The sequence below is a fragment of the Halorhabdus sp. CUG00001 genome (assembly GCF_009797925.1).
Taxonomy (GTDB): Archaea; Halobacteriota; Halobacteria; order Halobacteriales; family Haloarculaceae; genus Halorhabdus.
The window spans coordinates 2,298,936-2,313,664 of sequence record NZ_VOLB01000001.1; the positions used below are offsets into that span (position 1 = coordinate 2,298,936).

Annotated in this window: 8 protein-coding genes; 5 read left to right on the forward strand and 3 right to left on the reverse strand. The window is 61.3% G+C overall.

The genetic code is table 11. The annotated features are described in order from the left end of the window. Positions 1-34: 34 nt before the first annotated feature. The gene (locus FR699_RS11420; protein WP_158855488.1) at positions 35-1,930 is read right to left on the reverse strand and encodes an ABC transporter substrate-binding protein; all 1,896 of its coding nucleotides are present in this window, start codon (positions 1,928-1,930) and stop codon (positions 35-37) included. 100 nt (positions 1,931-2,030) lie between these two features. Between FR699_RS11420 and FR699_RS11425 the strand changes: the two genes are divergently transcribed. Continuing rightward, positions 2,031-2,300, forward strand: a complete 270-nt coding sequence (locus FR699_RS11425; RefSeq protein ID WP_154552644.1) for a hypothetical protein — start codon at positions 2,031-2,033, stop codon at positions 2,298-2,300. A 243-nt stretch (positions 2,301-2,543) separates the two neighbouring features. Further along, the gene (glgP, locus tag FR699_RS11430; RefSeq protein WP_158855489.1) at positions 2,544-4,250 is read left to right on the forward strand and encodes an alpha-glucan family phosphorylase; all 1,707 of its coding nucleotides are present in this window, start codon (positions 2,544-2,546) and stop codon (positions 4,248-4,250) included. 290 nt (positions 4,251-4,540) lie between these two features. Here the strand turns inward: glgP and malA are convergent, their stop codons facing one another. Continuing rightward, complete coding sequence (gene malA, locus FR699_RS11435) at positions 4,541-6,472, reverse strand: alpha-amylase MalA (RefSeq protein ID WP_233263404.1); 1,932 nt, start codon at positions 6,470-6,472, stop codon at positions 4,541-4,543. Positions 6,473-7,163: 691 nt separating this feature from the next. On the opposite strand from malA, the gene FR699_RS11440 reads away from it, so the two are divergent. Then, on the forward strand, positions 7,164-9,446 hold the full coding sequence (locus FR699_RS11440) for an alpha-amylase family glycosyl hydrolase (RefSeq protein ID WP_158855490.1): 2,283 nt from the start codon (positions 7,164-7,166) through the stop codon (positions 9,444-9,446). Between the two features lie 30 nt (positions 9,447-9,476). Here the strand turns inward: FR699_RS11440 and FR699_RS11445 are convergent, their stop codons facing one another. Beyond that, positions 9,477-11,753 carry an alpha-amylase family glycosyl hydrolase gene (locus FR699_RS11445; protein WP_158855491.1) on the reverse strand — a complete coding sequence of 759 codons (2,277 nt, stop codon included), beginning with the start codon at positions 11,751-11,753 and terminating at the stop codon, positions 9,477-9,479. Between the two features lie 619 nt (positions 11,754-12,372). On the opposite strand from FR699_RS11445, the gene FR699_RS11450 reads away from it, so the two are divergent. Next, positions 12,373-13,191: a hypothetical protein gene (locus FR699_RS11450; protein WP_158855492.1), complete on the forward strand. Its 819-nt coding sequence runs from the start codon at positions 12,373-12,375 to the stop codon at positions 13,189-13,191. A gap of 363 nt (positions 13,192-13,554) precedes the next feature. Beyond that, positions 13,555-14,658 (forward strand): TrmB family transcriptional regulator, encoded by a 1,104-nt coding sequence (locus FR699_RS11455; RefSeq protein WP_233263405.1) that lies wholly within the window; start codon positions 13,555-13,557, stop codon positions 14,656-14,658. Positions 14,659-14,729: the final 71 nt, after the last annotated feature.

The window sequence follows — 14,729 nt, forward strand, 5'->3', positions numbered from 1 at the left end:
ACAACCGCTCGCTCGCCAGCCGGTGTGTCGTTGTCTATTCGAGCTTGGCCGTCCAGTCTCCCCGTCGCGGGAGCCACTCGTTGGGCCAGTAGGTCTGGAGCTTGTCGCTATCCTTGGCCGGGACGTTCCAGTCGTCGGTCGTCATGAACGTCTGGGCCTGTTTCTCCATCATCGGGATCGCCGGCAGTGACTGGTTGATGATCCAGGCCAGCTCTTTGACGAGTTGCGCGGCCTGGTCACCGGTCGCAGACGACAGCTTTTGGAGCTTCGGAAGCGGGTTGACTTCTTCCGGTTCGGCGTCCGGCTGCCCGTACGGCGGGACCTCGACGGTCTCGGGCACGTTCCAGTAGGACGTCGCATCGTTGCTGTTGAGCATCCAGCTCTGGTGGAAGAACGGGTACCGTCGGCCGTAGTCCGTCCAGGACTGGGTGGCCATATCGAAGTCGCTGTTGACGTAGGATTTCCCCCAGTACGTCGAGGACGATTCCGTGATCAAATTGGCGTCGATCCCGAAGTCCTGTAGCAGTGAGACGATGGTCTGGTCGGCAGAGACCCAATCGGAGAACGCCGACGTCACTTTCAGATTCATCGAGATCTTGTTCCCGTCGCTGTCGCGCCACATGCCGCCGGATTTGGAGTAGCCGGCCTCGCGCATCAGCGTGGCTGCCTTCTCGGTGTCGTACTGGTACTTTTCGAACTTGTCGTAGTCGTCACCGAGCCACTCCTTGACGTCACCGGTCAGCTGACTGGTGATTCCACTCGGCACGTTGACGCCGGCCTTGGTGCCGGTGCCGCCGCCGGAGTTACGAGCGACGAGTTGACGCCTGATCGCGTAGGCGAACGCCTGGCGGACCTTTCGCTTACCGAGGTGCTCGTTGTCCCAGTTGGGAATCAGTCCCATCCCGTAGTGGCGCGGGATGGTTCCGATCGTCACGCTTTCGGGGAGTTTCTTGACCTGGTTTTGGGGCATGAACAGGGTGTCGTACCCGTCCGTGACCCCGTTCTGGAGCATCTGCCAGCGCTTTTGATTCGACGGCGCGTAGAGGTACTCGATCTCCGGGAAGTTGAACTGGTCCGCATCCGGATGGTCCTCGTACTTCGTGAGGAGGGTCCGCTGTGAATCGGCGTCTTCGAACTGGAAGGGACCAGCGCCGACCGGATCGTCGTCGGGTGTGATCGTCCACTTGCTGGTCAGTTCGTTGGTGACTGCCGAGCGCTCGTCGTCCGTCGTGGCGTCGTGATAGCGCTCGACGAACCGCCCGAAGCCGTCGTAGGACGCCCCATCGAGAGTGTAGGGCGTGTAAATGTGCTTTGGCTGCAACAGGCCCATCGCGATGGACGTGTTGACATCGCTCAACCGGAGCTCGACCGTCTTGTCGTCGATCTTCTGGACGGATTCCTGAATGTCCCCAGCGAGGTAGTTCTTCAGGGTCCCGCCGGTGTACATGTCCAGTTCGAGCTGGGCGAGGAGGTCGTCGGCGGTGACGGACTGGCCCGTCTGCCACGTGAGCCCGTCCCGGACGGTCAGGGAAATCGTGTTGCCGTCCCACTCCCAATCCGAGACAGCGTAGCCCTCGTACTCTCCCGACGCCAGGTTGAAGTACATGAACCGGTCGAACATGAACCGGCGGGGCTTCGGGAAGTTCTTCGTGTTGTACGGGTTGTAGTTCGACGAATTCGGATTGGGCCACTGGGCGAACGAGAGGGTTGGATCTGCCGGATCGCCCTGCTCGCTGGTCTCGGTTTCCTCGCCAGTGTCTCCCCCTCCGGTGTCCGTCTCCGTCGGCGTCCCATTGCTGTCTTCCTGTGTCGTCGTGTCGCCGCCACCACACCCGGCCAACATGCCAACTGCCGCCGCACCGCCGGCACCCAGCAGCCGGCGTCGTGTCATCCAGTTCATCTCCGTCGCGTCGGTATTGCCGTCCGGCATACCCCCATAGTTTATAGCCGTGGTTGAAATAATTTGTGCTCCAGTTGTTCACCCCGATTGGTGACACAATATTTATAACGGAAGACGAGAATGTACCAGTATGAACGCAGATTCTACCGCCAAAGCGGCTCCACAGTCGCTGCTTGGTGGCTTCAGGGACGACCACCCGGCAATCGTCGGTTTCGTCGTATTGGAGCTGGCTGTGGTACTCTTATCAGTCATGACGAGTGTTCTCGCCGGCGGGCAAGGTGGTGAACAAACGTTACTCAACGAGCTGGCTGGACTATTGTTCGCCGTCGCGATCATTTACGGCGTTGTCGGGACGATCGGGTTCGCTATCGTCCTCAGTGTGCGCTTTTTCACCACGTGAGGAACTGGACACGTTCACGCTTTGCCCGCGCGACGCGAGTTGCTTATAAAAACATAGGATCGCAGAAATCTGAATAAAACTATCTCTTTTTCAGATTGAATATAAAATAGCGAAAAATCATCGTTGAGCTCTTCTAACGTCGGTATTTAGCAGTATCGGTCGTTCATTCGATATCTGTCGTTTTCGTTAGCACTCGAATATTCCATCAGATTTTTAAATGCGGGTAATCGAGATGCGAGAACGATGACCGCAACCGATACGACCACCGACTTCGATGGACGCATCGCCTACTATACGATGGAGATCGCCATCGACAATGCCCTCAACACCTACAGCGGCGGTCTGGGTGTCCTCGCCGGCGACACGATCCGCTCGATGGCCGATATGGAGGTTCCCGCTGTGTGTGTCACACAGCTCAACGAGAAAGGGTATTGCCGACAGACCCTCGAAGAAGACGGTTCACAGATCAGCGAACCGGACCCCTGGCCGGTAGAGAAACACTGTGACCGACTGGACGTCGAGACGACCGTCTCCGTGTTCGGCCGTGATGTGACCGTGACGGCCTGGCGGTACGACGTCGAGTCGACGAAGAGTGACGGCGTCGTCCCGATCATCTTTCTGGATACCAACGTCGACGACAACGACGACAAAGCCCGTCAGTTCACACAGCGCCTCTATGCGCCGGGATACGGTGAGGACGTCACTCTGGCCCAGGAACTCGTTCTCGGGATCGCCGGGACCCGGATCCTCGACGAACTCGGCTACGACGTCGACACCTACCACATGAACGAGGGCCACGCGGCGTTTCTCACGACCGAACTGCTGCAGGGCCGCGGACTCTCCCCGGAGCAGGTTCGTGAGAAGAGCGCGTTCACGACCCACACGCCGGTCGAGGCCGGTCACGACGAGTTCGATTGGGAGATGGTCACGGACGCCCTCGGCCCGTCCTTCGACGTCGACGCGCTTCGGGCCTACAGTCACGATCAGGGCCTGAACATGTCGCTGCTGGCGTTGCACCTCTCGGGGTACGCAAACAGTGTCGCCAAGAAACACCAGGAGGTCTCGCAGAACATGTTCCCCGAGTTCGACATCGATGCGATCACCAACGGCGTTCACGTCCCCTACTGGATCGGGGACGCCTTCGGTGACCTCTATGACGACCACATTTCGGGGTGGCGCGAGAACCCCTACAAGTTCAAACACGCCACGGTGCTTCCCGACGAGGATCTCTGGGAGGCCCACCAGGCACAGAAGCGCGAGACAATCGAGTTCATCAACGAGCGTGAGGGCGCCGACCTCGATCCCGAGACGCTGACGATCGGCTTCGCCCGGCGGGCGGCCGCCTACAAGCGTGCCGACCTGCTGTTTTACGATACTGACCGTCTACGGGAGATCGCCGAGACCGTCGGTGACTTCCAGGTCATCTACGCCGGGACGGCGTTCCCGGGAGACGAGAACGGCGAGCAGAAGATCCGCGATGTCGTCGCCAACGCCAAAGACCTCGAGGGCGTCGTCGACGTCGAGTACGTCCAGAACTACGACATGGAACTGGGCGCAAAGCTGACCTCGGGTGTCGACGTCTGGCTCAACAACCCTCGCCGCCCACTCGAAGCCTGTGGGACCTCCGGGATGAAGGCTGCCTACAACGGTATCCCGCAGTTTGGAACCCTGGACGGCTGGTGGGTCGAGGGCCACATCGAGGGCGAAACAGGCTGGAAAATCGGCCCCGAACCTGCAGAGAGCACCCCTGACCAGACCTCCGACGAAGAAGAGACCCGTCAGGACGCGATGGCGCTGTACGATCAACTCGAGAACGAAGTCGTCCCGACGTACTACGACGACCGCGAGCAGTGGATCGACGTGATGCGCCAGACGATCGCGTTCAACGGTCCGTACTATCACACTCGCCGGATGGTCCGGGAGTACCTGATGGACGCCTATACGAACTGACCGGCGCTGAGAACACTTTCTTCGCGTCTCTTTTGTGTTCGTCGCGGGAATCGCTTCGATACGTCCACTCGCCCGCCTTCGACCAGCGGGGAGCACGCGTGATCAACCACTGTGGCGGCGCGGAGACACGATTGCCGTGCCAGCGTGGAGGCACGATTCGAACTCACTGGCGGTGCCTTCGTGGAGTCTCTGCCTGTTTTCTCTTGGCTGCTGTACGACATCCGGCACTGGCGGACTGCCCAGCCGTGTACACGTCTTTTCACGCACCCGGTCGAAACGCTCCCGTTTCCTTACTCTGCCGGGAGGATGACGGCGTCCTCGACGGTAACACCGGCCTCTGTGGCTACGTTCTCGTCGCTCAGTTCGTCGACTGGCTCGACAGCTGTCTCGGGGAGTCTGACTGCTCTCGGTTCGTGGCCGAAGTTCAACACGACGACGTAGCGGTCCGTCCCGCTCCCGCGAGCGTAGGCTACGACTCGTTCGGAGTCTGTTTCGACTTCGACGGGTTCGAACTCAGCCTCGCCTCCTAGGGCGTCGATCTCCTCGCGCGTGCTACTGAGTTGTCGGTAGAATTCGAGTAACTCCTCGTCCGGGTGGTCCCAGTCGGGCTCCCCGCGCCGCTTGCGCTCGCCGAACTCCTGGCCCGCATAGAGCATCGGCATGCCGGGCAGCGTGAACGTCGCTGTCGCGGCCGCCCGGACAGCGTGGGTCCCGACTGCCGACACGTACCGTTCCTCGTCGTGGTTCTCGATGTACGTCAGGAAGCCTGCGTGATCCGGGAAGCCGATCCGGTAGCGACTTTCCAGGGACTCATAGAGCTGTTTGGCCGGCTGATTGCCCCGTCCGATCTGCAACAGGTCGAAGTACAGCCCGGCGTCGAAGTGGACGTCGAAACAGAGGTTGTGGAAGTCTGCGACGTACGGAATCGTCTCGTCCATCAAGAGGAACTCCTCGTCGACGGTCTTGACTGTCTCGCGGATTTCCTGCCAGAATGGCATGGGGACAGCCCAGGCCATGTCACACCGAAAGCCGTCGACGATCCCGGCCCACTTCTGGACCGCATCCAGCAGGTGGCGACGGACTTCGAGGTTCGTATAGTCGAAGTTCGCGATCAACTCCCAGTCGAAGTACGTCTCGGGTTCACGGGCCTCGCGGTCCTTCCAGTCGTACCATTCGAGGTACTGTTCGTCACCGGCCAGGGCACGCTGGTAGAACTCGTGGTCCCGGGCCGAGTGATTGAGCACGAGATCGAAGAGGACGCGCATGTCCCGATCGTGGGCCTCGGCGACCAACGTCCGGAACGCGTCTTCCCCACCGAGGTCTTCTGCGATCGAGAAGAACGCCGTGATATTGTAGCCGTGATCGTTGCCGTCATGCTGGAGGACGGGCGTGAACCACAGCGTGTCGACGCCGAGATCTTGCATGTAATCGAGTTTCTCGGTGATCGCCTCGAACATCGACTGGCCGGGCTCGGGGTCGACGTATCCTCGGACGTAGATCTCCGAGAGCGTCATCTCCTTGCTCCAGGCCGGGGGCTCGTTGAGCCGGTCGACAGTCCCATCCGGGTGGAGGCAAACCGAATCGGGTACGCTGTACTGCTCGCCGACCGCGATGGCATGAACGCGGGCGTCGTCGTCGAGTGCCTCGATTGGGACGTGTAGTTCACGACCGTCGACTGTATACCCATCCAGTGTATCACGGTCGTCGACGTAGAATTCGACGTCGAGATCAGCGGCTGGCGCGCCGCGGTGTGGTTCGGTCTGTGGCTGGGCTCGCAAGACGACTGTGCTCCCGTCTTGTTCGCTTTCGAGTGTCAGTCGTGGTCGCGCTTTGCCGGGCTTTGGAGGGCCATGCCCGGAGCCAACGCCCGAATCGGATCGGCCTGTGGTCCCGCTTGTCTTTCCAGTCTCACTGCTACCGCTCGCGCCGCTGTGTCCGTTCGTGGGCGTCGCTGTCTCGTCGGCGATTGCCATCTCAGCCGGGAACGTTCGGATGGTGAGTTCGTGTTCCCCGTCCGGTGCTGAGAGGACGATAGTGTATCGCCCCGGGACATCCGGGGCGAACGTCTCGACGGCATCGTCGCCCACTACTGTGTGACTCCCGTCTGGAGCCTCCTCGATACGCCAGGTGTACGTACCCGACGGGTCGGGCTTTCGCGGGGCGAGCTCGGTCGACTCTCCCACGGCGAGAAAGCGCGGTGGTCCAGGATGGTGCATGGACATAATCTACCTGTTTGGTACGGGTGTTGAAAATAACTGTGGGAGTGACGTTCACCGACCACTCTGCCTCGGGGCTCTACTGGCCAAGGGGGACCACGCTCTCGGACACCCTTTCGCATTATCGGCGGAGCAAACGCAATACTACGGCTATTCGACCGTGGATTCGCGCTGGCACTCCACGATACAATCCATCGGCAACACCACAGCTGGCCATTCCACGGTGTTTAAAAATAAGCGACCCATACCAATGAGTAGCAGATATAAACCGCATGCAGCCTTTGGGTCTGTCGTATCCAGAACCACTCCCAGATGGTTGCTGCATCTCATCGACTACACGGCCTAACGGTCGAAATGCCCGGCGAGTGCGGTTATCATCGCCGCCCAGTGTGTACGGACGAAGATGATGCCGGTCGTGTTGGGCGTGGCTTGTGGGAGTGCACCCGATGCGGTATCGTTGCACAGAGCGACGTGCACGGAATCGGTACCAGCAGACAGAAACCGCTCCCCGTGACTTCCCACTCGGTGATAGCTAACGGCTGTGTGGCACAGCTATCGCCACACTTGTTCGACTGCGCGGGCGGGACGTCCACCACGAGAGAACAGGCCGTCTCGTCGACCGGCAAATGTCCGACTTGCGGTACGGGACGCCGTCCCTCTCCGCTTATGGCGGAGAGAACATCACTCGATAAATACGATGACAGAACACGACGATTCTGACAGCCACCATCCGGGTCCGCCACGGTTTCTCCAGTTGGGAGAGAGCATCGCCGACCCGATCTACGTCGACATGGAACATGGCTACGACAGAGACAACCTCGCGCCGACGATCACGGGCACGCCTGAACGCGATCCCGACCCATATCGGAAAGAGACGTTCGTCTGGCGCCTCCGAGAGAAACCAGAGGGCAGCAAAGCGGGCCTCGAGTACGCGCCGACGCCCTTCGAGAACGACGCCGAGCAGTACGACGAGGGGACACACAATACCGCCGAATTCGAACCGGACAAATCGGGGACGTACGTCTTCGAACTCGATGCACCAGACGGTACCCACGAGCTGACCATCGAGGTGGTTCCGCCGCCAGTTACCGAAGACGGCACCGAGCTATTCGATATCGAAGACGAACTCCCGACCGACGCCCGAGAGGCGACCGGCGGGCCGCCACGGCTCGCACTCGACGGGGCCTACGATGCTGACGCCGGTGAGTTCGTGATCGAATCGAACCCGGAACTCGCGCCCGATAGCTACGCGGCCCCCGAGGATCTGGCTGTCTTGGTTCTCCCGCACGACGCCGCGTCTCTCGATCGTGACGAGATCGACGTCGAGGGGAACACTGCCCGCGTGCCCATCGAGGCACTGGATGGGCCGACGCGAGTGTTCGCCGCTCCCTACGATGGCGTCCGCCTGGGCACGACCGACGAGATCGTCCTCGACCCGGACGAGACGGCGGTGTCTTACCCTAATCGTGCCCCCGAGTGGCTCGACGATGCCGTCGTTTACGAGATTTTCACGCGGTCGTTTGCCGGCCAAAAGGGCGAAACCGACTTCGAGTTCCTCACCGAGAAAGTAGAGTACCTCGACGAGTTGGGCATCGACCTCCTCTGGTTGACGCCGATCGTCCCTGCCTGGAGCGGGACGGCCGACACCCCGCCGGGCGGTCCCCACGGCTACGATACCAGCGATTACTTTACCGTCGCCGAAGATCTGGGGACGATCGAAGAGTTCGAAGCGTTCGTCGAGACCTGCCACGATCACGACATCAAAGTAGCGTTCGATCTCGTCGCCAATCACGTCGGCTGGGACCACGCGTACTGGCAAGACACGATCGCCGATCTCGGCGACGGTCCGGAAGATCCCAACGGGTTCCCCGAGGTCGACGCCTGGGATACCGACTCGCCGTACTTCGACTGGTTCGACCGCCAATCCCGGACCAACGGCATCGACGCCACCCCGGCCCAGACGAGCTTCTTCGACGTCCGCCTGCACCCGAACCTGAACTACGGTAATCTGGCGCTGCGAGAGCACATTCTTGCCGTCGTGGATTTCTGGTCGGATATCGTCGACGCGTTCCGGTGTGACATCGCGTGGGGCGTCCCCCACTCCTTCTGGACGGAAGCCCGGCGGTTGACCCGCGAGAAAGACGAGGCCTTCCTGTGGCTCGATGAATCGATCCCACGCATCCCGGAGATGGGCGAGTCCGAATTCGACCTGCACTTTGACTCGACGGAGTTCATGCGGACGGCCCACGCCGTCGCTCGCGGGGAACGACCGCCAAAAGACCTCATCGGTGCCATCGAGGTGCGGCAAAACGATGGCTTCCCGTCGTACTCACGCGTCATCAACGCCACCGAGAACCACGACGAGTCCAGACTCTACTACGAGGCGACAGCCAACGGCCACCGCACCGACCCCGCGGCGGCCCAGCGTGCGGCCCTCGCCGCCGCGTTCACGCTGCCGGGCGTCCCCTTCCTCTATTATGGCCAAGAGCGCCTGATCTCCGAATACGGGGAGCGCCGGGAGAGCCCTTATGCCGGTCGCGAGGACCAGACGGGCGACATCAAGGCCGACCCGTACAAGCGGGCGTTCATGAACTGGGCGGAATACGACGCCCCACACCTCGAGTTCGTCTCGGCCCTCGTCGACTTCTATCACGAGTCGCCGGTCTTGGGTCCAGAGGCGACCCTCGTTCGGGAGGCCCACCGGGCGGCGGCCGGTGACGACGTGCTGGTGTTTGGCCGCGACGCTGGCGAGGAAAAACGCGTCGTCGTGATCAACTTCGCTGATCACTCTCACTGGGTCGACCTCCGGCTGCCGGTCGAGACACACGATCTATTCACTGGCGAGGACTTGCTCGTCGATCGCAAAGACGACGCGGTGACCGTCGAAGTCGAGACGCTCGCCGTCTTCGAGACGCCGACGCTGTTCGAGCAGGGTGGCAACTACTGGCACGAGGACGAACCACTGCCGAACGATCCGTAACCTGTCTCCCGGTCCCGTGTCGGACCCTGGTTACGGACGATCCAGCCCGCTGAGTACTGTCCCATCGCCGGCCGTTGCCCCGTAGCGGTCTGGTGACCACTCGACTACCTTGCCGTCACGCTTTTTGAGCCACTCGAACTCGAAGGTGGTGCCTTCGGGAACCTCGATCTCGGCCGTCCACGTCGGGTACTCGTCGGCGGCCATCGGGACTGCTTTGTCGGGATCGAAGTTCCCGAGTGCGTCGAGACTCCCTGTGAGGTAGACTTCCGTTCCCCATTCGGTCTCGACATCGACCGCGATGGGCGTCGAGACTGGCTCACCCGACTCGAACTCGGGAGCGGGCTGGACCCACCGATACCCGTACGGAGCCACCAAGAGTCGGCGGTCGGCGAAGGTCACTGTCTCGTCGTCGAGGATGTCTACGAGTCCGCCCCGCGTCCAGACGTCCGCGAGTCCGTCCAGTGGCACTGCCTGTGGCTCGCCCGAGAAGTTCGCGAATGCCAGCATGCGCTCGTCGTCGTAGACGCGCTCGACGGCGAAGACCTCGGCTGGCCCGACCTCGAGGACGCGCTCGTCGCCTTGGGCGTGTACCGGCGTCAGTCCCTTTCGGGCATCCGAGAGCGCGGCGATCCCGTCAAATAGCCGCTGTTGGACGGTATCGTCTTCGGTTCGCTTCTCGGCGGCGTCCCAATCGAACGACGGGCGGTGGACCCACCGGTTGTCGTCGGCCTTGAGCGGATCAGCGAGATACGAGAAGTCGTTGCGCTGTCCGATCTCGATGCCGCTGTAGAGGAGTGGCATGCCCTTCATTGCGTAGACGACGCTGTGCAACAGGAGGCCACGGCGGATCGCCGTATCGACATCTTCACCGTCGCCTTCGATTTGGGCACGCTGGAGACCGGTTAGGGCCGCCATCGTTCCGGAGGTACGGGCCTCGCCGGTCGCTTCATCGACCTGGAAACGGTACCCCTCTGCGTAACTGTCTGTCGTGTCGCCGGCGTAGAAGTCCGCACAGAACCGGCGTTCGGCCGTCGGATCGCGCCCGAGGGCGGCTTGGACGTCGCCGTTGTCCAGTCCCCAGCCGATGTCGTCGTGACACCGGACGTAGTTGAGCCAGGTCGCCGACTCGGGTGTCTGTGGGAGTTTTGCCATCGCCTGAGAGAGCAATCGGGCGTCCTCACGGGCCAGTGCGTGCCAGGCGTGGGCCATCAGCGGCGCGCCGTAGGCAATCTCACATTCCTCGCCCTCGTGGCCGCCCGTCCCGAGGTACTTGACCGTCTCTTCGGGTGAGACGATCGCTTCGGCCTTAAAGAGGACACCCGGCGCGGCAATCCGCACCAGGGCGCGGTAGGCCCGGAGAATCTCGTGGGCCTCCGGCCGGTTCCGGCAGTCTGTCCCCATCTCTTTCCAGAGGAATGGGACTGCATCGAGGCGAAGCGAATCCGTCCCAACGTTTGCGATAAACAGCATCTCCCGCAGCATCTGAACGAAGACGTCCGGATTCGCGTAATCGAGATCCCACTGGAAGTCGTAGAAACTCGTCCAGACCCACCGGTCCATCGCTTCATCGTAGGTGAAATTGCCCGGCGCAAAGTCGGGAAAGACCTCGGGAACGGTCTCCTCGTATTGGTCGGGCTCGGTCCGGTCCTCGAAGGTGAGATAGAACTGCTCGAAGCGCTTCTCGCCGGCACGGGCGGCTTGTGCCCACTCGTGTTCTCGGGCAGTGTGGTTCATCACGAAGTCCAACGATAGCAAGATGTCCTCCTCTCGGAGATCCGCGGCGAGGGTGCGGAGATCCCCCATCGTCCCGAGATCGGAATCGACCGACCGGTAGTCTTTGACTGCGTACCCTCCGTCAGACCGCCCGTCCCGGGGCTCTAGCAGTGGCATCAGGTGGAGATAGGTCACCCCGAGCTCTTTCAGGTACGGGATCTTCTCGCGGACACTATCGAGATCACCGGCAAACAGGTCTACGTAGGCCATGTACCCGACGTGGTCGGGTTGCTGGAACCAGTCGGGCTGCTGGGCGCGCTCACGATCGAGTGCCCGGAGTTCCTCGTCGCGACTTTCGTATCCCGAAACCGCCGCATCGACGGCTCGAATCGCCCACTCGGCCGATCGGGCGTCGTCGCCGTAGACCGTCGAGAACGCTTCCCAGAACGTCTGTAGGTTCGCTTCGAGACGGTCGAGGATGGTCTCGGCCTCAGGGTGGTCGGCATAGCGGTCCGTGAGTCGTTCGTGTAGTGCTTCTACCGGATTGTTGTCGTCCCAGTTGGCTGGGTTGACATCGGGATCGTGTCTAACCATCGTATCAGGCTTCTCTTATACTGTGTGCAGTGTCCGTCACTAGCGCTCGATGCTCCGCTCTTCTGTTAGTTTCTTCGACCGCCGGCACCGAGTCGGTGCCTCCTGTGGGGGTGTTCTTGTCCGCGTCACTCTGTGAGACGAATCGTCGTCGGTCACTCCCGGATCGACCGGATATAGCCGTCCGATCGTCCCGAGAGACGGGACGGCAACCTGCCTGCTGGCTCGTTTCGAGCCTACCGTCCCCTTTCGCTTTGCTGGCATCCCGGTGTCGGCACTGACGGCGTTATCGGTCCTGGCCCGTCTCACAACGCGAGCTCTCGTTTGGGTCTCGTACGCTCATCTGCGGGCCTCGCTCATTGCTGTTTTGATCGATCGTTGGCGCAGTTCGGTGACAGACGCCCGCTCGGTTGGGTTCACTGCTCGACGTTCGAACAGCCGCTGCATTTCCTTCCGGGGTGCCCCCACAACGACGAGAACGCGTCCCTGGCAGGCGGCCTGGCGATCATCTATCGAGACTGCCTTCGCTCTCGCTTGCTCGATTGGCCCTCCGCCACGTGAGTGTCATTGTGAGACATCGTATCCACAGCAGTCATTACGACCCGTCACGACAATCGGAGATATGGATCCTCTCAAGCAACTCACGGAGCCAGCCTACACCGGCGAGAATCGGTGCTTGCCGTGTACTGTTGTCAACACCGTTCTGGTGGGTGTGGCCGCGGCGCTGCTGTATCGACGAGAGCGAACGCTCACCAGTCTCGCGGTAGCCGCGATCGGCGCGGGCCTGGTTTACCTCCGTGGCTATGTGGTCCCGTACACGCCGAAGTTCGCTCCGCGCCTCGTCGAGGCGGCCCCGATCCCGTCCTCGATATTTCACGACGGAACACCGACACCAGGTCCCGAAGCATCTACATCGCTCGGCGACGTCGAAGACGACGGCGATGCCGTCTTGGACGAACTCGCGGCAGCTGGTGTCGTCACGGTCGCCGACGACACGGTCGAACTCACTGATGCGGTCGATTCGAGTTGGCACGACGAAATGCAGCGACTCGCGGCCCTTTCCGACGAGGAGCTTGCAACCGAGATCGAACGAACGATTCCACATATCACCGACGCCGAACCACTGGACGTCGAGGACCAACTGTGGTTCGTGCTCGGGGCCAACGACGAATATCTCTCCCAACTCGTCGCAATCACCGAACTGGGTGCCTATCGGGCGCTGGAATCGTCTCTCGACGATTCGCTTCGACTCGCCGGGGCACGCTCTCTCCGGATGTTTCTCTCTGTCTGTCCCGTCTGTGGCTCCGAGATCGTCCCCTCGACAGAGGCCAACTGCTGTGGGGCCTACGCGGATTCCGGTGTCCCCCCGAAGGATCTCCTCGTCTGCCCGGAGTGTGAACAGCGAGTGTTCGAGTTTCCCGCCGAAGACAGCGTTGCCTGATCAGGTGCCAGTGCCAGTTTACGGTCACCAGCCGTTCAGGAGTACCCGAGGGACGTCGCCATCACGGGCAAATTCGTCTGTGCCAGCCGATCGGTTCGCTGTGTCCCACCGCTGTCCGGGACGTCGCCGTCTGCGGGCGTCTCTTCGAAGGCGCGTTATGTCCCTCGAGTCGACGAACTGACCCGCGAAAAGATTTTTACAATTCGGGTTGTAAATCTATTGCTAGTATGGGTCACGACACTCCGCAGTTCACGTCGCTTTTGCGAGGCGATACTGGTGGCCCGGGTTCGACACGTCGGTACAGCCGGACAATCGCCGGTAGCGTGCCGACCGCGATCGTATCGACGACATCTATCGAATACAATGACTGACACTTCCGAAACGCAGGCGATGAACGAGGCGACACTCACGACGATACTCGAAGACGCTGGGCTCTCTCCGTACCAGGCCAGTGCGTACGTCGAGATTCTCAAGCTCGGATCGGCGTCGGCGACGACAATCGCCAAGGAGAGTGACGTTCCCGATCCGCGGATCTACGACGTGCTGCGAGATCTTGAGGAAGCTGGGTACATCGAGACCTACGAACAGGACAGCCTCCGGGCCAGAGCGTTCAGTCCCGCGGCCATCTTGGAGGATCTCCGTGAGCGGGCGACCAACTTCGAGACTGCTGCCGACGAGATCGAGAACCTGTGGGAAGCGCCGACAATCGAGACTCACACGGTGAATTTCGTCAAGCGGATCGACACGGTTCTCGATCAAGCTGCGGCGATCATCCGCGAAGCGACCGACCAGGTGCAGCTGGCAGTGAACCTCGACCAGTTCGAGCAACTCCGCCCCACGCTTGAGGCGGCCCACGAGAACGGCGTTCACATTCGGATTGGGATCTATATCGACGAAGACAGTGACGAACCGTTTCCCGACCTCGACGAGCTGGAAAACGTCGCGACGGAAGTCGGTTACCGGCCAGTCCCGGTCCCCTTCGTGGCGGTCGTCGATCGGACGACGACCTGTTTCGCGCCGCACAAACTGTCGATGAATCGATACGGGATGATCGTCAAGGATCGAACCTACGCCTATATCTTCCACTGGTTTTTCCTCGCCGGTATCTGGGAGTCGAACTTAGAGCAACTCGTGACGGACGCTGACGCCCCACCGATGACGTACATCAACGTCCGTGAATGCATCCGAGACATTGCCACGCCCCTCTCGGACGGGGCCACGATTACGGCGACGATCGACGCTGTTGCTGTCGACACCGAGGCTTCTCGTTCCCTCGCCGGGACGATCGTCGACGTCTACTACACCGGACTCGAGAAATATCCGGCCGACGCGCCAGTCCTGTATCACGGCGGGCAGGCGACCATCGTCTTAGACACTGGAGAGCGGGAAATCGAGATCGGGGGCTGGGGTGCCGTCATCGAAGATTACGAGGCGACCCGCATCGTCATCGAATCGATCGAAGACTGACGACCGCTTCGAGACGAATTCGCCGACGAAACGTCGGGGCCGTCCGTCGGGTTTTATACTCCCGCTCGCTC